General features: G+C 75.8%; 19 protein-coding genes. 9 read left to right on the top strand and 10 right to left on the bottom strand.

Annotated elements, in window-relative coordinates; genetic code table 11:
* Positions 1 to 54: 54 nt before the first annotated feature.
* Together AB0442_RS17485 and AB0442_RS17490 are read right to left on the bottom strand one after the other, a co-directional pair.
* Positions 55 to 1557, bottom strand: a complete 1503-nt coding sequence (locus AB0442_RS17485) for an SLC13 family permease (RefSeq protein WP_366163743.1) — start codon at positions 1555 to 1557, stop codon at positions 55 to 57.
* The gene (locus tag AB0442_RS17490; RefSeq protein ID WP_363542880.1) at positions 1554 to 2093 is read right to left on the bottom strand and encodes a gluconokinase; all 540 of its coding nucleotides are present in this window, start codon (positions 2091 to 2093) and stop codon (positions 1554 to 1556) included. Before AB0442_RS17490 ends, AB0442_RS17485 begins: the two co-directional genes overlap by 4 nt.
* 112 nt (positions 2094 to 2205) lie before the next feature.
* Here AB0442_RS17490 and AB0442_RS17495 point away from each other — a divergent pair, with 112 nt between their 5' ends.
* Positions 2206 to 2901 (top strand): FCD domain-containing protein, encoded by a 696-nt coding sequence (locus AB0442_RS17495; protein ID WP_363542881.1) that lies wholly within the window; start codon positions 2206 to 2208, stop codon positions 2899 to 2901.
* A gap of 154 nt (positions 2902 to 3055) precedes the next feature.
* Positions 3056 to 3385: a hypothetical protein gene (locus AB0442_RS17500; protein ID WP_366163745.1), complete on the top strand. Its 330-nt coding sequence runs from the start codon at positions 3056 to 3058 to the stop codon at positions 3383 to 3385.
* A gap of 7 nt (positions 3386 to 3392) precedes the next feature.
* Here AB0442_RS17500 and AB0442_RS17505 read toward each other — a convergent pair whose 3' ends face one another.
* Positions 3393 to 4487 carry an NADH:flavin oxidoreductase/NADH oxidase gene (locus AB0442_RS17505; protein WP_366163747.1) on the bottom strand — a complete coding sequence of 365 codons (1095 nt, stop codon included), beginning with the start codon at positions 4485 to 4487 and terminating at the stop codon, positions 3393 to 3395.
* 112 nt (positions 4488 to 4599) lie between these two features.
* On the opposite strand from AB0442_RS17505, the gene AB0442_RS17510 reads away from it, so the two are divergent.
* On the top strand, positions 4600 to 4947 hold the full coding sequence (locus AB0442_RS17510; RefSeq protein ID WP_363542883.1) for an ArsR family transcriptional regulator: 348 nt from the start codon (positions 4600 to 4602) through the stop codon (positions 4945 to 4947).
* Positions 4948 to 4971: 24 nt separating this feature from the next.
* Here AB0442_RS17510 and AB0442_RS17515 read toward each other — a convergent pair whose 3' ends face one another.
* From AB0442_RS17515 to AB0442_RS17545, 7 genes are all read right to left on the bottom strand, one after another.
* Positions 4972 to 5316 carry a metalloregulator ArsR/SmtB family transcription factor gene (locus AB0442_RS17515; RefSeq protein WP_366163749.1) on the bottom strand — a complete coding sequence of 115 codons (345 nt, stop codon included), beginning with the start codon at positions 5314 to 5316 and terminating at the stop codon, positions 4972 to 4974.
* Positions 5317 to 5318: 2 nt separating this feature from the next.
* A complete protein-coding gene (locus AB0442_RS17520) occupies positions 5319 to 5516 on the bottom strand; it encodes a hypothetical protein (protein ID WP_366163751.1) in 198 nt (65 codons plus the stop codon).
* A gap of 225 nt (positions 5517 to 5741) precedes the next feature.
* Positions 5742 to 6605: an SMP-30/gluconolactonase/LRE family protein gene (locus tag AB0442_RS17525; protein ID WP_366163753.1), complete on the bottom strand. Its 864-nt coding sequence runs from the start codon at positions 6603 to 6605 to the stop codon at positions 5742 to 5744.
* 51 nt (positions 6606 to 6656) lie between these two features.
* On the bottom strand, positions 6657 to 7433 hold the full coding sequence (locus AB0442_RS17530) for a metallophosphoesterase (RefSeq protein WP_366163755.1): 777 nt from the start codon (positions 7431 to 7433) through the stop codon (positions 6657 to 6659).
* 408 nt (positions 7434 to 7841) lie between these two features.
* Entirely contained in the window at positions 7842 to 12416 is a 4575-nt protein-coding gene (locus tag AB0442_RS17535) for a hypothetical protein (protein ID WP_366163757.1), read from the bottom strand.
* A gap of 57 nt (positions 12417 to 12473) precedes the next feature.
* Positions 12474 to 13340 (bottom strand): hypothetical protein, encoded by an 867-nt coding sequence (locus AB0442_RS17540; protein WP_366163838.1) that lies wholly within the window; start codon positions 13338 to 13340, stop codon positions 12474 to 12476.
* 184 nt (positions 13341 to 13524) lie between these two features.
* The gene (locus AB0442_RS17545; RefSeq protein ID WP_363542890.1) at positions 13525 to 15057 is read right to left on the bottom strand and encodes a hypothetical protein; all 1533 of its coding nucleotides are present in this window, start codon (positions 15055 to 15057) and stop codon (positions 13525 to 13527) included.
* 149 nt (positions 15058 to 15206) lie between these two features.
* Here AB0442_RS17545 and AB0442_RS17550 point away from each other — a divergent pair, with 149 nt between their 5' ends.
* From AB0442_RS17550 to AB0442_RS17575, 6 genes are all read left to right on the top strand, one after another.
* On the top strand, positions 15207 to 15767 hold the full coding sequence (locus AB0442_RS17550) for a hypothetical protein (protein WP_366163759.1): 561 nt from the start codon (positions 15207 to 15209) through the stop codon (positions 15765 to 15767).
* Positions 15764 to 16531, top strand: coding sequence for a ferritin-like domain-containing protein (locus AB0442_RS17555; RefSeq protein WP_366163761.1), 768 nt, complete (start codon positions 15764 to 15766; stop codon positions 16529 to 16531). Before AB0442_RS17550 ends, AB0442_RS17555 begins: the two co-directional genes overlap by 4 nt.
* 100 nt (positions 16532 to 16631) lie before the next feature.
* The gene (locus tag AB0442_RS17560) at positions 16632 to 16922 is read left to right on the top strand and encodes a hypothetical protein (protein ID WP_366163763.1); all 291 of its coding nucleotides are present in this window, start codon (positions 16632 to 16634) and stop codon (positions 16920 to 16922) included.
* Between the two features lie 198 nt (positions 16923 to 17120).
* Complete coding sequence (locus tag AB0442_RS17565; protein ID WP_344628470.1) at positions 17121 to 17897, top strand: 5-oxoprolinase subunit PxpA; 777 nt, start codon at positions 17121 to 17123, stop codon at positions 17895 to 17897.
* Positions 17897 to 18571: a 5-oxoprolinase subunit PxpB gene (gene pxpB, locus AB0442_RS17570; RefSeq protein WP_366163765.1), complete on the top strand. Its 675-nt coding sequence runs from the start codon at positions 17897 to 17899 to the stop codon at positions 18569 to 18571. The genes AB0442_RS17565 and pxpB overlap by 1 nt, the downstream gene beginning before the upstream one ends.
* Entirely contained in the window at positions 18564 to 19409 is an 846-nt protein-coding gene (locus AB0442_RS17575) for a biotin-dependent carboxyltransferase family protein (RefSeq protein ID WP_366163766.1), read from the top strand. Before pxpB ends, AB0442_RS17575 begins: the two co-directional genes overlap by 8 nt.
* The last annotated feature ends 26 nt before the right edge of the window (positions 19410 to 19435 follow it).

The raw sequence follows: 19435 nt of genomic DNA on the forward strand, positions 1-19435 counted from the left end.
ACCCCACCGGGTCGAGGGTGGGAGTGCGGGCCCCGGGCGTCCGTGGGACGGGCCCTAGACGATCAGGCTGAGCGGCAGGATCAGGGCGATCGCGACGACCGAGATCACCGTCTCCATGACCGACCAGGACTTCACGGTCTGGCCGACGCTCATCCCGAAGTACTCCTTGACCAGCCAGAAGCCCGCGTCGTTGACGTGCGAGAAGAAGAGCGAGCCGGCGCCGATCGCGAGGACCAGCAGGGCGGAGTGGCTGCTCGACATGCCGGCGGCGAGCGGGGCGACGATGCCGGCCGCGGTGATCGTGGCGACCGTGGCCGAGCCAGTGGCCAGCCGGATCAGCACGGCGATCAGCCAGCCGAGCAGCAGGGCCGAGACGTGCCAGTCGGTGGCCCAGGCGCTGACGGCCCGGCCGACGCCGACGTCGATCAGGGTCTGCTTGAAGCCGCCGCCCGCGCCGACGATGAAGACGATGCCGGCGATCGGGCCGAGCGAGGCGGCGACGCTGTCGGAGACCTGGCCCTTGGTGAAGCCGGCCGCCCGGCCGAGGGTGACCATGGCGAGCAGCACGGCGGCGAGCAGGGCGATCAGCGGCGAGCCGATGAAGTCGAAGAACCGCTGGACGCCGGCCTTCGGGTCGTCGACGACGACGTCGACCAGGGCCTTGCCGAGCATCAGCACGACGGGCAGCAGGATGGTGGCGAGCACCGCGCCGAACCGCGGGACGTGCTCGGGGCGGACGGCCGCGGGCAGCGCCGTACGGGTGGCGGTCGCCGTGCCCGTGCCGGTGCCGGCCGGGGCGGTCCCGTGCGGGGTGCCGTCACCGTCGGCGGCGGGCCCGTCGGAAGCGGAACCGGTGCCGGTGCCGGGGGCGGCGGGCACGTCGAGCGGGCCCACCCAGCGCTCGGCGATCCGGGCGAACAGCGGGCCGGCGACGATCAGCGTGGGGACGGCGATCAGCAGGCCGAGGGCGAGGGTGACGCCGAGGTCGGCCTTGAGCGCGTCGACGGCGACCAGCGGGCCGGGGTGCGGGGGCACCAGGCCGTGCAGGACGGAGAGTCCGGCGAGGGCGGGAATGCCGATCCGCATCAGCGGGACCTTGCCCCGGCGGGCCACCAGCAGCACGATCGGGATCAGCAGGACGACGCCGACCTCGAAGAACAGCGGCAGGCCCAGGACGGCCGCGATCAGCGCCATCGCCCACGGCAGTCCGCGCTTGCCCGTCCGGGCGAGCACGGTGTCGGCGACGGTGTTGGCGCCGCCCGAGTCGGCGAGCAGCTTGCCGAGCATCGCGCCGAGGCCGATGAGCAGGCCGACGCCGGCGACGGTGCTGCCGAATCCGGTGGAGAAGCTGGTGAGCAGCTTGTCGAAGGGGGCCGCGGCGACGGCCGCGAGCAGGCCGGAGCCGAGGGTGAGGGCGAGGAAGGGGTGCAGCTTCAGCTTGGTGATCAGCAGCACGATGGTGCCGATGCTGAGCAGGACCGCGAGCAGCAGTCTGCCGTTGCTGTCGGTGTGCGGCAGGGCCGGTGCGGCGGCCGCGAGCAGGGAGGTGGGGGTCACGCGAGGTCTCCGTTGACATGGCCCAGCAGGGCTGCGGCCGACTCGACGAGGATGGCGGGGGTGGGGCCGACGTCCAGTACGGCACCGCGCTCGTCCGGCTGGAGGGGTTCGAGCAGGGCGTACTGGGAGTCGAGGAGGGAGGTCGGCATGAAGTGCCCGACGCGGTGGGCGAGCCGGTCCTGGACCAGCTCGTGACCACCGCTGAGGTGCAGGAAGAACGCGTCCGGGCAGTGCGCGCGCAGGGTGTCGCGGTACTGCCGCTTCAGCGCCGAGCAGGTGACGACCCCGCCGGTGCCGGCGGTGGCCCGGTCGCCGAGCCAGCGGCCGAGGGCGTGCAGCCACGGCTCGCGGTCCCGGTCGCCGAGCGGGACGCCGGCGCTCATCTTGGCGATGTTCTCCGGCGGGTGGAAGTCGTCGGCCTCGGCGCCCGGCAGGCCGAGCCGCTCGGCGAGCAGCCGGGCGACGGTGGTCTTGCCGACGCCTGACACGCCCATCACGACGACGACGGGCGGCTCGGTCTCGACGCTGAGAGCCATGGGGCGGTGCTCCTCTTCTGCCTGTTCCGCGCTCACCTTCGCGCAAAGGTATGACTTATTCAAGCGACCGCAACGCAATCGTCATACTTTTACTTCCCGATAGTCTGGTCCGATGGAGATCCAGGGCCTGCCCGGCCGACTGCTCGCCGACCTCGGCCCCGCCATCGCCGGCGGCGAGATCCCCGAGGGAGCCGTGCTGCGCGCCGAGGAGCTGGAGGGCCGGTTCCAGGTCTCCCGCACGGTGGTCCGCGAGGCCGTCCGCATCCTGGAGTCGATGCGCATGGTCGCCCCGAAGCGGCGGGTGGGGATCACCGTCCGCCCGAAGTCCGAGTGGGACGTCTTCGACCCGCTGGTGATCCGCTGGCGGCTGGCCGGCGCCGACCGGGCGGCCCAGCTGCGCTCGCTCGGCTCGCTGCGGGTGGCGGTGGAGCCGGCCGCGGCCGCACTGGCCGCGGTGCACGCCAGCGACGACGACCGCCGCGAGCTGAGCGCCCTGGCGGTGGAGCTGACCGTCACCGCGCGCGCCGCCGACCTGGAGACCTTCCTCGCGCACGACATCGCCTTCCACGCGATCGTGCTGCGCGCCTCCGGGAACGAGATGTTCGCGCACCTGAAGGACACCGTCGGCGCGGTGCTGACCGGCCGCACCGAGCACCACCTGATGCCGCACCAGCCCCGGCCCTACGCGGTGCAGTTGCACCGGGAGGTGGCCGAGGCGATCTGCGCCGGCGACGCGGCGCTCGCCGAACGGTCCATGCGCACGATCGTCGCGGGGGCGCTCGACGAGCTCAACGCGACCCTCGACTGACGGCCCGCCACGGGCGGAGCGTCGGATTCCGGGGTGAATCGGGGATTTCCGGGCATGGCGGGCCCGAGGTGGGGCAGGGTGGTGGATGCCGGGCGGGTGCGCCGGAGCACGCCCGCCGCGCTCGTCACGTCCGCTGCGCCGGGGAGGCCCGCCGATGTCCGCCGTTGACCGCCGTCCGCCGCACGAGGTGCGCTCCGCCGCCGTCCGTGCCCTGTTCAGCCTCTCGCTGACGCTGGTGGCACTGATCGTGGCGACCCTGGCCTCGTACGCGGGCAGCGGGCTGCTGGCCCCCGCGCTGCTGCTGATGGCCCTCGGCGTGTTCGGTACGGCGTGGAGCCTGCTGGAGATCCTGATCTCGCGCCAGATCGCGGCGCAGCGCCTGCGCGGCCCGAACTCCGCCTCGCCGCTGGCGGGCAGCCGGGAACCGCGGCGGCGCCCGGCGGATCGCCGGGCGCCGCTGGAGAGCAGCCGGGTCTGGCGCTGACGGCCGGTCAGCCGCGCGGGCCGACCGCGTAGCCGTACTGGCGGGGCCAGGTGCGCTCGGCGCCGAGCTCGCGGGCGGCGTGCAGCGGCCAGTACGGGTTGCGCAGCAGTTCGCGGCCGAGCATCACGGCGTCGGCGCGGCCGGCGGTGACGACCTCCTCGGCCTGGGCGGGCTCGACGATCAGACCGACCGCGCTGACCGGGACGCCGGCCTCGGTGCGGACCTGCTCGGCGAACGGCACCTGATAGCCGGGGCCCAGCGCGATGGCGGCGTTCTGGACGTTGCCACCGCTGGAGACGTCGACCAGGTCGATGCCGACGGCCTGCAGTTCCTTGGCGAGCAGCACCGTCTCCTCGGGCGTCCAGCCCGGCTCGCCGTCCAGCCAGTCGGTGGCGGAGACCCGGAAGAACACCGGCAGGTCCTCCGGCCAGACCGCGCGGACGGCGGCGGCGACCTCCAGGGCGAACCGGGCGCGGCCGGCGAAGGAGCCGCCGTAGCCGTCGGTGCGGTGGTTGGAGTGCGGCGAGAGGAACGAGTGGATCAGGTAGCCGTGGGCGCCGTGCACCTCGGCGACCCGGAAGCCGGCCTCCCGGGCGCGGACCGCGGCGGCGGCGAAGTCCCGCACCAGCTCGGCGATCTGCCCGGTGGTCAGCTCGTCCGGCACCGGGTAGGCCTCGCCGAAGGCGATCGGCGAGGCGCCGACCGGCTGCCAGCCGCCGTCCGCGGCGGCCAGCGGCTTGGAGCCGTCGTTCGGGCGGCCGGTGGCGGCCTTGCGGCCGGCGTGGGCGAGCTGGATCGCGGGCACCGCGCCGTGAGCGGTGATCAGCGCGGCGATCCGGGCCAGCGCCTCCTGCTGCCGGTCGTTCCACAGGCCGAGGTCGTAGGGCGAGATCCGGCCGTCGGGGCGGACGGCGGTGGCCTCGGTCATCACCAGGCCGGCGCCGCCCGCGGCGCGGGCGCCCAGGTGGGCGAGGTGGAAGTCGGTGGCGACGCCCTGCTCGGGGCCGTCCGGTGCCGCGGAGTACATGCACATCGGGGCGAGCCACACCCGGTTGGGCACGGTCAGCGAGCGGAGGGTGATCGGCTCGAACAGGACGCTCACGGAAGCTCCTTCGGCGGTGGCCCGGGCGGGCCGGGAGGCTGGGGCTGCTCAGTACGATAACTCTCGTACTACGACATCCGTCAAACTACGACGATCCTCGTACCATGAGGGGGTGACCGAGACCCACGAGGCCTGTGCGCCCTTCCCGGAGCCCGCCGTCGGCGAGATCCGCCTGGAGGCCGTGCTGCACGCGCTCGCCGACCCCGTCCGCCTGCGGATCGTCTCCTCGCTGGCGGGCTGCACCGACCAGGTCAACTGCCTGGCCTTCGACGTGCCGGTGGCCAAGTCCACGCTCACCCACCACTTCCGGGTGCTGCGGGAGGCCGGAGTGATCCGGCAGGTGCGGCGCGGCACGTCGAAGATGAACTCGCTGCGCAGCGAGGACCTGGCCGCGCGCTTCCCCGGACTGCTCGACAGCGTGGTGGCCGGGCACCGGGCGTCCTCCCGGTACCCGCTCTGACGTTCCGCCCGCGCGGACCGGGCCTCAGGCGGTCGGGACGCGGCCGCCGCCGCGGAGTTCGGCCAGCAGCACGCCCTGGTCGGCGATCATCTCGGTGAGGATCCTCCGCGCCGCGCGCAGCAGGTCGGCGACGTCCGGGGTGCTCAGCTCGTAGACCACGGTGTTGCCCTCGCGGGTCGCCGTGACGAGGTTGGTGCGGCGCAGCACGGCGAGCTGCCGGGAGAGGTTCGACGGTTCGATGTCCATCTCGGCGAGCAGTCCGTGGACCGGACGCGGACCGTCCTGGAGGAGTTCGAGGACACGGATGCGCGCCGGGTGACCGAGGGTCCGGAAGAACTCCGCCTTGGCCTGGTAGAGCGGGACCGGCATGCTCAGTCGTCCTCGTCTTCCTCTTCGTCCGGCGAGTGGGGCAGCTCGACGCCGTGTCGCGCGGCGATCCGCAGCAGACTCGCGATCCGCCCCCGGTAGGCCTGCACGCCGTCGTCGTCGCCCGCCTCCCTTGCGGCGGCGAGGTCGTCGCGGGCCTGCGTCAGCTGCGCCCCGAGCTCCTCGCGGAACAGGTCCGTCACGGCTGACCTCCGATGCCGGCAGCGGCGCCGGCCCACCGCCCGGGTCAGACCCGGGGGGTCCAGCATCCAAGACTGGGAAGACTTCTTCAAGTTTCCGACCGAGTACGGCGCCTCGCCCATCGGAGGGTGTATCGGCCCGGCCGCACCGGCCCCCGCGACCGGTGCGGCGCTCGGTGCAACGGCCGGTGCGGGGCCCGTGCGGCGGTCGGTGCGGCGAGTGCCCCGTCAGCCGCGGTAGCGGTTCGCGGCCCGGCCGCGGACGCCCGGCTCGCAGGCGAAGATCCCGCCGGCCAGCGGCTGCTCGGCGAGCTGGGCCGGGGTGAGGTTCTCGGTGGCGGTGGTGATGTAGAGGGTGTCCAGGTCGGGGCCGCCGAAGGCGCAGCTGGTGGTCACGGTGGCCGGTACGCGGACGACCGTGTCGAGGGTGCCGTCCGGCAGGTAGCGGCAGACCGTGCCGGCGAAGGCCACCGCGACCCACACCCCGCCCTCGGCGTCGACCGCGAGACCGTCCGGCACGCCGCCCTCGGTGGTGACGAACGGACGCGGGTCGAGCAGCCGGCCCTCGCGGTAGCGGTAGGCACGCACCTCGCGGGTCGGGCTGTCCGCGTAGTAGGCGGTCCCGCCGTCCGCCGACCAGTCGAGGCCGTTGGAGATGGTGACCGGGGCCAGCGCGGTGTGCACGGTGTGGTCGGCGTCCAGGCGGTGCAGGGTGCCGCGGCCCGGCTCGTGCGAGTAGGCCATGGTGCCGGCGAGCAGGCGGCCCTCCGGGTCGCAGACGGCGTCGTTCATCCGCAGCTCGCCGCCCTCGGAGTCGAGGTCGGCGATGCGGGTCGTCCGCTCGCCGTCGAACAGCTCGAAGCCGTCCGCGACGGCCAGGACGAGCCCGCCGGCCTCGCGCAGGGCCACCGCGCCGACCGGCAGGCCGGCCTCGAACAGGGTGCGCTCCCCGGTCGCCGGGTCCCAGCCGTGCACCCGGCCGGCCAGGATGTCGACCCAGCGGAGCATCCGGTGGCGGTCGTCCCAGAGCGGGCTCTCGTTGAGGTGGGCGCGGTCGCGGACGACCGGTTCGGCGTGCAGGGTGCGGGGCATGGGGGCTCCTGGTCGGGCGGATGGGGGACGGCCGGTGGGGGCGGCCCGGTCTCAGGAGAGAACGATGCGGTGATGCGTGGTCAGCCTGCGCTGCGCGTCCAGAATGTGGAAGGAAACCATCGGCGGGTGGTCGAATTCCAGCTCCTCGCCGCCCTCGAAGGGCAGCAGGGCGGTCGAGACCACGCCGGGCGCGACCGCCAGCGGCAGACCGGCGAAGCGGGTGGCCGCCGGGGTGTGCGCGTGGCCGCAGAGCACGGCGGCGACCTGTGGGTGGCAGCGCAGCACCGCCGCGAGGCGCTCCTCGTCGAGCAGCCGGATCGGGTCGACGACCGGCAGGTGGAGCTCCACCGGCGGGTGGTGGAAGGCGACCACGGCGGGGACGTCCCGGCGGGCCCGGCTGAGGGTGGTGTCCAGCCAGCCCAGGGTCTCCTCGTCGAACCGGCCCTCGTCGCGGCCGGGGACGCTGGAGTCGCACATCAGCACGGTGAGGCCCGGGAGTTCGTGCAGCCGGTTCACCGGTGCCGCGGACGGCTCCTCGCCGAGCAGCACCGCCCGGTACGCCGCGCGGACGTCGTGGTTGCCGGGGCAGGTCAGCACCGGCCAGCGGTCGGAGGCGAGCACCCGGGCGACCGTGGCGTACTCCTCGGCGAGGCCGTGGTCGGCGAGGTCGCCGGTGACCAGGACGGCGTCGATCGGGCCGGGCAGCGCCTCCAGATGGGCCATCACCCGCGCGGCCCTGGCCTCGGCGCGGGCACCGCCGTCCGGCCCGTCGGGGCCGGTGCGGACCTGGCCGAGGTGGATGTCGCTGAGGTGGGCGATCACCGGCATGCAGGGGCCTCCAGGAGTCGGCGGAACGGGAGTCTGCTCGCGGTCGGGCCGATCGGGGGGACGCGCCGCTCGCCAGGAGGACCGTCCGCGGGCACGGCGCCGACGCACTCCGGAGGCCCGATCGGTGCCCGGCGGCGCCGGGACGGACGGACCGCGACCGGGTGGCGGGAGGCCGCGCCGCAGCCGGGGCAGCGCGCACGGCGGACCGGGATCGGGACCGGGACCGTGGCGGTGGGCAGGGCCGTGCGGCCGTCCGACTGCGCCGGCTGGTGCGGTTCCACCTGACGGACCTCCCCTGATCACGCCGGACGGAAACCCGGGCCCGCCCCGTGCGGGGACGGGCGGTGGCACCGCCGGCCGGACGGGTGTCGGGTCGGCGGCCGGCGGGTCGGGATCGGCCGAGCGGGATCAGTCGACCGGGGCCTCGGTGGGGCGCTTGAACATCCGGGTGGCGGTGATCTCGCCGTGGACGGTCGGACCGTCCGGGTCCTGCGGGGCGGGCAGGCCGGGGCGCAGGTGCTCCTCGACCGAGATGTACTTCAGGCCGGCCCGCAGGTCGGCGTCGTTGCGCAGCCGGATCACCAGCGGGAACTCGGCGAGCGCGGTGGTGTCGAACAGGCCGGTGGTGTAGATCAGCTGGACGCCCAGCGCGTCGGCGACGGCCCGCTGCAGCTCCAGCAGGTAGGTGGCGTTGGCCCGGCCGATCGGGTTGTCGAGGAAGAGCGTGCCCGCGTGCCGCAGCTGGGACTGACCGCGGTCGTTGGCGCGCAGCGCGGCCATCGTGCAGTACAGCGCGATGGCGGCGGTGAGCAGCTGGCCGCCGGAGAAGACGTCCGACATCTGGCCGACGCCGACGCGTTCGGCGCGCAGCACCGCGTCGGGCTTGAGGATCTCGACGCTGACGCCCTTCGGGCCGATCGCCGCGGCGACACCGCGCAGCAGCAGTGACATGCCGTCGCGGCGCAGGTCGGAGTTCTTCTTCACGGCGGCGCGGGTGGCCTCGTCGATGACCTCGCCGAGGCGCTCGACCAGGACGGCGTGGTCCGGGTCCTCGAAGCGGATCCGCAGGAACTCCTGGCCGGACCACTCCCCCAGGCCCTCGGGCAGGCGGGAGAGCCGCTGGGCGGCGCGCAGCGTGGCGAGCGAGGACTCCACCAGGCCGCGCAGCCGGTCGACGATCGAGCCGCGGTTGCGCTCCAGCTGGGCGAGTTCGTCGGTGAGGACGCGCAGCCGGGGTGCGAAGGCGGCGGCCCAGGCGGCGGCGTGCTCGGGCAGGGCGGCGGTGGGCAGTTCGCGGATCTGCTGGCGGGCCGGGGTGCGGACGGCCTCGTAGCGGGCCGCGTTGGCGTGCCGGATGAGGGCGTCGGCGGCGTCGCGGACGGCGAGTTCGGCGCCGCTCAGCTCGGCGGCCGCCGTCCGCAGGGTGCGGCGGCTCTCGGTGGCGGCGGTGCGGGCCTCGGCGAGGCCGCCGAGGTACGGCTCGGCGTGCGGCTCGGCCTCGTCCGGGTTGTCGCGCAGGCCGTCGCGGAGCTGCACCGCGGTCTCGTCGAAGTTCGCCGCGGCGGCCTGCGCCGCCTCGAAGGTGCGCAGCAGGTCGGCGTGTTCGGTGCGGGCCGTCTCCAGCCGCTCGCGGCGCTCGGCGAGCCGGGTGGTGGCGGTGCGCAGCAGCGTCTGGGCGTGCTCCGGGTCGGCGGGGACGAGGTCCTCGGGGAGCTCGGTGTGGGCCTCGCCGTCGGCGGGGGCGGAGCGCTCGGCGTCGCCGCGGAGCCGGCCGAGCTGCTCGCTGGCGGTGGCGGAGCGGGCCTCGATGGTGGCGACCAGCTCCTCCGCGCGGGCGGCGGCGGCCTGCCGGGCGGGGCCGTCGGCGCCGTCCGGGCTGGCGAGGAGCTCCTCGGCGCGGGTGCGGACCTTGTTGGTGAGCCGGTCGAGTTCGGCCGCGGCGGCGGCCTCGTCGCCCTCGGCACGGGCCTGCTCGGCACGCAGGTCGGCGCCGACGCCGACCTTCTCGTAGACCTGGGAGGCCGCCCGGTAGGCCTCGCGGAGGGCGGGCAGCGAGGCGGGGGTGCCGGTGGGCCCGGGGGTGTCCTCGGCGACGGTGGAGAGTTCGGCGCGTTCGGCGCGCAGGGTGCGGGCGGTGCGGCGGGCGTCGTCGGCGGCACGCTGGGCGGCGCGGCGGTCCTCGTCGCAGGTGCGGGCGCGTTCGGCGCAGGCGGTCTGGCGGCGGTCGCACTCGGCGGCGTCCTCGGCGAGTTCGCGCTGCCGGCGCGTCCAGTTGGCGCGCTCACGGAGCCGGAAGGCGAGGCCGGCCAGCGCGTCGGCGCGGCGGCGGGCCCGCTGGGCGGCCTCGCGGCGCTCCTCGTGCGCGCCGGCCGCGGCGGCGTGGTCGGCCTCTGCCTCGGCGTGCTCGGTGCGGGCGGCGGCGAGCACGGCGGCGGCGGTCTCGGCCTGCTCGCCGGCCGCGCGGACGGCGTCGGCGAGCTCGCCGAGGGTGCCGGGCGGGCACTGGGCGTGCCAGGAGGCGAGCCGGGCGGCCAGCGCCCGGTCGTGGCCGAGCCGGGCGGCGAGTTCGCGGATGTGCTCCTCGCGGGCGGTGGCGCGGGCGCGCAGCTCGCGGCGCTCGTCGTCGGCGGCGTGCTCGTCGTGCATGGCCGGGTTCGGCGGCACCAGGAAGAACGGCGGCTCGTCCTCGATCGGCGCGATCAGGGCGGCGGCGGTGCCGACGGCGACGGTGGAGCGCGGCAGCAGGGCGGCGGCGTGCAGGGCCGCGCGGGCGCGTTCGAGCGAGGAGGGGTCGGTGACGACGACGCCGTCGACCAGCTCGGGGCGGGCGGCGAGGATGGCCTCGTGGTCGGCCGGGTCGACGGACTGGGCGAGGTAGCGCCAGCCCGGCAGGGCGGGGATGCCGTGCTCGCCGAGGTACTCGACGGTGGCGAGCACGTCGGGGCCGGGCGGCAGCAGGCCGCCGTCGCCGAGCGCGGCGAGGATCCGGGAGTCGTCGGCGGCGGCGGTGCGCAGGTCGAACAGGGTGCGCTCGGCGGTGGCGACGGCCCGGTCGAGCTGCTCGCGCAGGTCCTCCGCGTTGCGGTCCAGCACGGCGGGGGTGAGGAATCCCTCGTCCTCCGCGGCGCCCTCCTGGTACGGCGTCAGGGAGAGCAGTTCGGCGAGCCGGGGCTCGGCGGCGAGCAGCGCGGCGGTGCGCCGCTCGGCGGCCAGGGCGCGTTCGGCGGCGGCCCGGGCGTCGGTGGCGCGGGCGGCGGCGAGTTCGGCCCGGGCCTCGGCGGAGGAGGACTCGCGGAGCCGGGCGGCGGCCTGCTCGGCGGCGCCCCGGGCCTGCTCCAGTGCGGCCGTCGCGGCCTTCTCGGCGTCGGAGGCGTGCAGGGCCGCGCGGGCCGGGTCGCCCAGCGGGTCGGACGCGGATTCGGCGGCGTCGATCCAACCTGCCTCCACGGCGGCGGCGGTCTCCTGCTCGACCTCGGCGAGGCGCTGGCGCAGGTGCTCGGCCTCGCTGCGGGCCTTCTGCGCGGCAGTGGCCGCGGCGGTCGCCTCGGAGTGCGCGGTGGAACCGTCCTCCTGGAGCTCACCGGCGCGCAGTTCCTCCTGGTCGGCGCGGGCCTCGGCGGCGAGCGCCGCCGTCTCCAGGGCGCGGGCGAGGGCACCGGCGGCCTGGGCGCGGGCGGCGAGCGCCGGGGCGGCGTCCAGCTCGGCCTCGCGGATCGCCGCGGACACCCGGGCCGCCCGGTCGGCGGCGGCGCGGTGCCGCAGCACCGCCTCGGCGGCCTGCCAGGCGGAGTGCAGGGTGCGGGCCTCGGTCAGTTCGCGGCGCAGCGCGGCCGCTTCGCCGGTGGCCGCGGCCAGTGCCAGGGTGGCGTGCCGGTAGGTGAGTTCGGCGGTGATCAGGGAGTGCCGGGTGCGGTCGGACTCCGCGGCGGTGACGGCGCTCGCGGCGGCGGCGACCTCCACCGCGAGGTCCTGGGCGCGGTCCCGCTCGGCGGTGGCCCGGGACCCGAGGGCGTGGGCGAGGCGGCGGGTGCGGCGCTCGGCGGAGCGGTGCGTCTCGCGGACGCCCTCCCGGGCGGCGGTGGCGTCGACGATCCGCTGCAGCAGGTCCAGCGAGCCGGCGGTGAAGTCGCGTTCGGCGGTGAGCTCGGCGCGGCGGCCGAGCTTGGCGGCGAAGCCGTGGACGAGGTCGGCGAGGCCGTCGGTGTCCCGGGTGTCGGTGACGGCGCGCAGCAGCAGGTCGGTGAAGTCGGCGTCGTGCTTCACCGCGAACAGGCCGGCCGCCTCGCCCTCGTCTGCGTTCATCTCCCGCTGGTAGCGGAAGAGTTCGGGGTCGAGGCCGAGGTCGCCGAGGTGCTCGTTCCAGCGGTCGTGGATCTCCTCGAAGGTGAGGTCGAGGTACGGGTAGGCCTTGCCGGCCTCGGTCATGGCGTCCCGGAAGCCCTTCATGGTGCGGCGGCGGCCGCGGGCCTTCTGGTCGCCGGCCAGGCTGACCCGCTCGGCGACCGGCAGGGAGTCCAGGGTCAGCCCGGGGCCGGGCCGGAAGGAGTACCAGAGCTCGGCGAACTTCCGCGGGTCGGAGGAGACCTGGCGGCCGCGCCACTCGCTGACCTTGCCGACGACGATCAGCTCGCCGGTCACCGTGTGCTGCCACTCCAGGGCGACGTGGCCGCAGTCGTCCGCGAGCAGGAACTTGCGCAGCACGCCGGAGCTGGCGCCGCCCAGGGTGTTGCGGTGGCCGGGCAGCATCACCGAGAAGATCAGCTTCAGCAGGACGGACTTGCCGCCGCCGTTCTCCAGGAACAGCACGCCGGCCGGGGCCGGGCGGCGCCGCGGGCCCTCCGCCTCGCCGCCGAACAGGCCGATCTGCTGCGGGGCGGGCTCCGCCACCGGCTCGCCGACACCGCGCAGGTCGAGGACCGTGTCGGCGTACCGGGCGCCGGCCGGTCCGATCGAGTACAGGCGGACCCGGTTGAGCTCGTACATGGTGCTGCGGTTCTCCAGGGTGACGGGTGGAGGGGCGGGTGCAGGTCGGAGGCGGGTTCAGAGGGAGTGGAACGGCAGGCCGGCGTCGGCGACGAGTTCGTCGGAGTCGTCGGCGGGCATCAGCGTCGCCGTACCGTCCGTCACCGGCACGACGCCGAGGTCGGTGAGCTCCGCCATCGCGGCCGAACCTGCCAGGTCGCGGACCTGCAACTGGTAACGGGCCGTGGTGCGGAAGGTGCCGCCCGCGTCGTCCGAGGTCTTCTGCAGGAAGCCGGAGTCGACCAGGAACAGCACCGCCTTCGAAACGATGCCGGTGGTGGAACCCGCCAGGCGGCGGGCGTCCTTCGTCGCGCCGGTGGACGAACGGCGGGCCCACACCCGCCAGGCCGCCTCCAGGCCCGGGGCGTCGCTGGCCGGGTCGGTGACCGCGCCCTGCGCCTCGGCCCGCTCCTCCAGCCGGCGGCACGCCTGCCGGACGAAGGCGTCCACGCCGTTGACCGTCACCCGGCCCAGGTAGCCGTCGTCGGCGAGGTCCTCGGGACGGGGGAAGGCCAGCGCCGCCACCGCGAGGTGCGCGAGGCCGTGCAGGAAGCGGTCGGTCGACTCGGACGCCGCGCGCCGGGAGTAGTCGCCCATCCGCACCGCGAAGACCGAGTCCTCGTCGGCGGCGACGGCCATGCCGGCCCGCGGCGACACCTCCAGCACCACCAGGCCCATGCCGGTGGCGACGGCGTCGGCGAGCCGCGCGAACGGAGGGTCCTCGCGGTAGCGGCGGACCAGCTCGGCGTACTCGGCGTCCCGCGCCGGGAGCAGCTTGGCCTGCAGCCCGAACGAGACCAGCCGGGCGGCGTCGGCGACGTCGGCGGGGGTGAGGGGCGCCGCCGCCGGCTCCGCCTCGGGGGCCCACGCCGCATCGTGGTTGATCGTCACGGACGGGACTCCTTGCGGGAACGGGATACGGGCTGTCGAGGGGCGAGCGCCGGGGGCGCGGGGAACTGCGTCGTCCGACGGTGGCCGACGCCCGGATTGCGCGGTTCTCCCCCGGCCTGGCGGCCGGGAGGTGCCCCCACGCGCTCCTGGGGGTGTGCCGCTCGTGTCGGCCGCGGCATCAGCCGGCCTCCTTGCGGTCGGCGGCCATGCCGGCGGCGTCGAGGAGGGCGCTGCCGACGATGAGGTCGGCGCCGCCGAATTCCGGGTCGTCGAGGTGGGTGCCGTCGTCGACGGCGAAGAGCAGGCGCTCCTCGCCCTGGCGGTAGGCGGTGCCGACCGGCGGGCTGGCGGCGTGGACGGCGAGCAGGGCGACCAGGTAGGGCAGGTCCGGGTCCTGGCGGCGGGCGTCGGCGAGCAGGCCGGAGAGCCGTCGGGGCGCGTCCGCGGGCAGGTCGAGGAGGTCGAGTGCGGCTTCGAGCTGGGCCTCGCTGAAGCGGCTGTCGTCGGGGGTGGCGACGAGGTCCGGCTCCGGGAGCTCCGCGCCGAGGTGCTCGCGTTCGACGGGCGGGGTGAGCAGCAGGTCGACGAGGTCGGCGACCCGGACGGAGACGGGCGTCCGCAGGCCGGTGCCGCGGGCGAAGAAGGCGTCGGTGGGCCGGACGGCCTGTTCGACGGGCAGCTCCAGCAGCGGGGCGAGCAGGTGCCCGTACAGGTCGATGCCGCTGCGGGCGCCGGGGGCGGCGAAGGCCTGGCGGTCCTGTTCGGCGCGGAAGAGCGGCCCGGCCTCCAGCAGGCGGGTCTGCAGCTGGGTGTGGCGGCGGATGCAGTCCTTGACGATGTCGACGAGTTCGGCGGCGCGCCGCTTGTGCTCGGGGTCGATGCTCTCGTCGCGGGCCTTGCGGATGTTGGTGAGGATCGCGTTCTCGTGCCGGTACCGGTCGGCGATGTGGTCCAGGGCCTCGTCGATGAGGTCGGGGACGGTCTCCATCCAGTCGACGGCGCGGACGTTGCGGCGGGTGGCCTCCAGGGCGCGGCGCAGCGTCTCGGCGTACTGGACGGTGCGGTAGCGGGCCTGTTCGGCGGCGAGCTGGGCGTCGGCGAGGCGGCCGCGGCGGATCAGCACCTCCAGCTTGACCTCGGCGGCGATCTGGGCGGAGGTCACGTCGGTGTCGAGGGCGCCGACGAGGACGTTGACGGCCTCGTCGGTGGTGCGCAGGTAGACGCCGCCGTCGGGCCCCGGCACCTCCTCGAGGAGCTTGAAGTCGTAGTCGCGGCGGACGTAGGCGCCGTCCGGGCCGAAGGTGCCGTAGACGGCGCGGAAGCCGCGGTCGACGCTGCCGACGTTGATCAGCGACTCCAGCACCCAGCGGCCGACCCGCTCGTGCTCGGCGGTGCTGCGGGTCGGGTTCTGCGCGGCGATCCGGGGCTGCAGGCGGCCGAGCACTATGTCGCGGTCGGCACCGGTGTCGAAGTCCATGTTGAGCGTGACGAGGTCGATCACCGCGAGGCCGACCTCGGCCATCGTGTACGAGCTGTACTCGCCGGCCAGGTTGACCTTGCGTGCGTCGAGGTCGTGCAGCGGTGCGGTGCAGGCCAGCGCCTTGAGCCGGCGGGCCAGGCCCTCGTCGGCGGCCGGGCCGGGTGCGGGCCGGGCGGCTGCGGCGGGCGGCCGGAGCTCGTACTCGGCGGACTGGTCTGCGATGGCGGTCACGGTGGACAAGGTTAGAGGTTCGCACCGACAACATCCGAAACGAGTCTGCTTGCCCCGGTTCCGGCGGCCCCGGGCGCCGCCCGCCCACCTGTTGAACATGTTCAGTTTCCTACTTGAACGTGTTCAATTCCTGGGTCTAGAGTCGGGCCATGACCAAGGACACCGACCCGGCGGTGGACCGGGACGCCGCACTGCGGCGCATCCGCACCTGGCTGTGGATCTTCATCGTCTGCCTCGTCCTGAGCGGCCTGACCGCCTTCCCGCTGGAGTCCGAGACCCGCTGGCTGGCCTCCGCGGTCGACGGCAGCGGCCTCGGCGGGCACTGGCCGGCCCTCGCCGAGCGGGTGGCCCGGGTCCGCGACGGCATCGCCGACACCAACGCCCGCCACCCCTTCCTCGCCTACGGCACCGACTGGCTGGCCTTCGCGCACCTGGTGATCGCCACCGCGTTCTGGGGTCCGCTGCGCGACCCGGTGCGCAACGTCTGGGTGATCCGCTGGGCGCTGCTGGCGTGCGCCGGGGTCCTGCCGCTGGCGCTGATCTGCGGCCCGCTCCGCGGCATCCCGCTGTACTGGCGATTCGTCGACATGTCGTTCGGCGTGGTGGGCGCCGTCCCGCTGCTGATCGTGCTGCGGGCGATCCGCCGGCTGGAGTGGTCCCGGGCCGTCACCGTGCCGAACGGCTTCACCGCCCCGGTGGCCGTCCGATGACCGCCGCCGACACCTCCGCCACCACCGCCGTCCCCGGCACCGGTGCACCGGCCGGCCCCGACAGCCTGGACCACGCCCGCTGGGTGGCGCACTTCACCGCCGAGGCGGTCCGGCGCGCGGAGCTCGGCGACCCGGACTGGTCCCGGGGCGCCCGGGCGTCCGCCGCCCTGCTGCGCAGCCTGCAGAAGTTCCAGGTCGGCGAGGACGGCGACGGGACGAACCTGATCGGCAAGGCCGACGCCGCGGGCGATGCCGACTACGCGGCCGCCGTCCGGCTGTTCGTCGCCGAGGAGCAGAACCACGCCCGGCTGCTGGCCGCCCTGCTGGAGGCCGCCGGGACGCCGCTGCTCGGCTCGCACTGGAGCGACGCGCTCTTCGTCCGCCTCCGGCGGCTGCTCGGCCTGCGGCTGGAGCTGATGGTGCTGCTGGTCGCCGAGGTGGTGGCCGTGCCGTACTACCGGTCCGTGCGGGACGGGGCCGCGGACGGGCTGGTCGCCGAGGTCGCCGGCCGGATCGCCGCGGACGAGCTGCGCCACATCCCCTTCCACTGCCTGCGGCTGCGGGAGTCGATCGGGCTGCTGCCCGCCGCGCTGCACTCCCCCGCCGTCGCCTTCTGGCGGCTGCTCGCGACCGCCGCTGCCGGGTTCGTCGCGCTGGACCACGGACCGGCCCTGCGGGTGCTGGGCGTCCGCCGGCGGCAGTTCGTCGTGCGGTCGGCCGCGGTGGCGGCCGAGGCCGCCCGGGCACTGGGGCCGGCCCGGTGACGCCCCCGCCCGAGCCGCTGATCCCGTCCTCCCCGCGTACCTCCGGACGGCCCCGGAACGCACGGTTGCGACCGGTGCGCCGACGTCGCGGGCGCTCGGGGTGCTCGGCGCCGGACTCGTGGTCCAGGTCGCCCTGTACGTGCTCTGGTCCGCCGCACCCGGGACGGTCGGGGCGTTCACGCACTCGCCGGTCGGTGTCCTGATGTGGTGGCTGTCGCTCTGCCTCGGGCCCGCGGCGAACGGCGTGCTGACCCGGCGGTGGGTCCGCGACGGCGGCCCGCTCGGCCCCGTCCGGGTGGGACTGTGGACCGTGCGGGCCTGTGCCGCGGGCACCGCCATGTGGATCGTCTCCGTCGTTCCCCTGTTCGTCCTGGCGATCGTCCTGCTCTGACCGCGCTGCGCCACGGGCCGTGCCGAGCTCCCCAACTCCCCCGCCTGCCGGGCCCGTCAGGCCGTTCGACGGGCCGCCGGAGGCGAACGGGTGACGGACGTTCGGCAAAACCCCGCACCCGGGAGACCGGCCCGGCATCCCGGCAAACGATCAGGCCCTACGATCACCAGCAGGAGCTGCTGGAAGGCGGACGGACGCGTGACGGACCCGGTGATCGATCTCAATGCGGACCTCGGCGAGGGGTTCGGACGCTGGACACTGACCGACGACGAGGCCCTGCTGTCCGTGGTGACCAGCGCCAACGTGGCGTGCGGCTTCCACGCGGGTGACCCGTCGACCATGCGCCGGGTCTGCGCACTGGCCGCGGAACGAGGTGTCCGGATCGGCGCCCAGGTCTCGTACCGGGACCTCGCCGGCTTCGGGCGGCGGGCGATGGACGTGCCGCCGGACGAACTCGCCGACGAGATCGCCTACCAGATCGGCGCCCTGCAGGTCTTCGCCCGGGCGGCCGGCTCCCGGGTGTCGTACGTGAAGCCGCACGGCGCGCTCTACAACCGGGTGGTGGCCGACGACGAGCAGGCCGAGGCCGTGGTCTCCGGAGTGCTGCGGGCGGGTGCGGTCTGCGACGGCCCGCTGCCGGTCCTGGGCCTGCCGGGATCCAAGCTGCTCGCCGTCGCCGAGGGGGTGGGTCTGCCGGTCGTCGCCGAGGCCTTCGCCGACCGGGCCTACACCCGGGCGGGGACGCTGGTGCCCCGGCGGGAGCCCGGCGCCGTGGTGCACGACCCGGAGACGGTGATCACCCGCGCCGTGCGGCTGGCCCGGGACGGCACGGTCGCGGCCGCCGGCGGCGAGGCGGTGGCCGTCAGCGCCCGCTCGCTCTGCGTCCACGGGGACACCCCCGGCGCCGCCCAGCTGGCCTGGCGGGTGCGCGGGGCGCTCGCCTCGGCCGGAGTCCGGGTGGAGGCGTTCACCTGATGGCCGGTCAGCGGTCCGAGGCCGGCGGGCGGTCCGAGGAGCCCGGGGCGGCGGGCGGCCCGGTGGTGCGCCCGGTCGGCGAGGACGCCCTGCTCGTCACCGCGGGCGGCGCCGAGCAGGTCGCCGCCCTCTACGCCGAACTGCTGTCCCGCCGCGACGAGTTGCCCGAGGTCGCCGAGATCGTGCCGGCCGCCTGCACCGTGCTGCTGGACGGCGTCGCCGACCGCACCGCGCTCGCCCGGGCGCTGGCCGGCTGGGAGCTGCCCGAACACCCGCCCGCCGAGGGCCCGTCGGTGACCGTGCCGACGGCGTACGACGGCGCGGACCTGGCCGAGGTCGCCGACCTCTGGGGGGTGTCCCCGGAGGCCGCGGTACGGATCCACACCGCGGCCGAGTACCGGGTGGCGTTCTGCGGCTTCGCCCCCGGCTTCGGCTACCTCACCGGGCTGCCCGAGCGGTACCGCGTGCCGCGCCGGACCACCCCGCGCAGCACCGTCCCGGCCGGCTCGGTGGCCCTCGCCGGCCCGTACACCGGTGTCTACCCGCGCTCCTCGCCCGGGGGCTGGCAGTTGATCGGGCGCACCGCGCTGCGGCTGTGGGACACCGCGCGCGAGCCGGCCGCGCTGCTGGCGCCGGGCACCCGGGTCCGGTTCGAGGCGGTGACCGGTGGCTGAGCTGCTGGTGGTGCGGCCGGGCCCGCTGACGACCGTGCAGGACCTCGGGCGGCGCGGCGTCGCCCACCTGGGCGTACCCCGCGCGGGCGCCCTGGACGAGCCGGCCCTGCGGGCCGCGAACCGGCTGCTCGGCAACCCGCCGGAGGCGGCCGGGCTGGAGACCACCCTCGGCGGGACGGCGCTGCGGGCCTCGGCGCCGCTGCTGGTCGCGGTGACCGGCGCGCCCGCGCCCGTCCGGGTGGACGGACGGCCGGCCGCGTGGGGGGCGGCGGTCCGGGTGCCGGCCGGCGCACTGCTGGAGGTGGGTGCCGCGACCTCGGGGGTGCGCAGCTACCTCGCGGTGGCCGGCGGCATCGCGGTGCCGCCGGTGCTGGGCAGCCGCTCGGCCGACCTGCTCTCCGGCCTCGGCCCGGCGCCGCTGGCGGAGGGCGACCGGCTGCCGGTCGGCACCGTCCGCCCCGGGCCGGCGGCGGAGCTGGTGCCGCTGCCCGGCCCACCGCGGGAGCTGGTGCTCGGTCTGCTGCCCGGTCCGCACGCCGACTGGTTCGCCGGGCCGCCGCCGGGCGCCGGGTACCGGGTGGCCGCGGCGTCCAACCGGATCGGGCTGCGCACCGAGGGGCCGCCGGTGGCCCGGCGGCACGGCGGCGAACTGCCCAGCGAGGGCATGCTGCTGGGCGCGGTGCAGGTGCCGCCGGACGGCCTGCCGGTGGTCTTCCTCGCGGACCACCCCACCACCGGCGGCTATCCGGTGATCGGCGTCGTCCCGCGGGCCGACCTCGCCGCGGCGGCGCAGGCCCGGCCGGGTACGCCGCTGCGCTTCGTCCCGCGCCGCCGCTGAACCGACGGCCGGTCCTGCGACCGATC

This window comes from Kitasatospora sp. NPDC085895, assembly GCF_040702125.1.
Classification (GTDB): Bacteria; Actinomycetota; Actinomycetes; order Streptomycetales; family Streptomycetaceae; genus Kitasatospora; species Kitasatospora arboriphila.

Coding starts and splice junctions, on each gene's coding strand:
- AB0442_RS17490 (WP_363542880.1), bottom strand. CDS start 2,093: ATGGCTCTCAGCGTCGAGACCGAGCCGCCCGTCGTCGTCGTGATGGGC.
- AB0442_RS17495 (WP_363542881.1), top strand. CDS start 2,206: ATGGAGATCCAGGGCCTGCCCGGCCGACTGCTCGCCGACCTCGGCCCC.
- AB0442_RS17500 (WP_366163745.1), top strand. CDS start 3,056: ATGTCCGCCGTTGACCGCCGTCCGCCGCACGAGGTGCGCTCCGCCGCC.
- AB0442_RS17515 (WP_366163749.1), bottom strand. CDS start 5,316: ATGCCGGTCCCGCTCTACCAGGCCAAGGCGGAGTTCTTCCGGACCCTC.
- AB0442_RS17525 (WP_366163753.1), bottom strand. CDS start 6,605: ATGCCCCGCACCCTGCACGCCGAACCGGTCGTCCGCGACCGCGCCCAC.
- AB0442_RS17530 (WP_366163755.1), bottom strand. CDS start 7,433: ATGCCGGTGATCGCCCACCTCAGCGACATCCACCTCGGCCAGGTCCGC.
- AB0442_RS17535 (WP_366163757.1), bottom strand. CDS start 12,416: ATGTACGAGCTCAACCGGGTCCGCCTGTACTCGATCGGACCGGCCGGC.
- AB0442_RS17550 (WP_366163759.1), top strand. CDS start 15,207: ATGACCAAGGACACCGACCCGGCGGTGGACCGGGACGCCGCACTGCGG.
- AB0442_RS17555 (WP_366163761.1), top strand. CDS start 15,764: ATGACCGCCGCCGACACCTCCGCCACCACCGCCGTCCCCGGCACCGGT.
- pxpB (WP_366163765.1), top strand. CDS start 17,897: ATGGCCGGTCAGCGGTCCGAGGCCGGCGGGCGGTCCGAGGAGCCCGGG.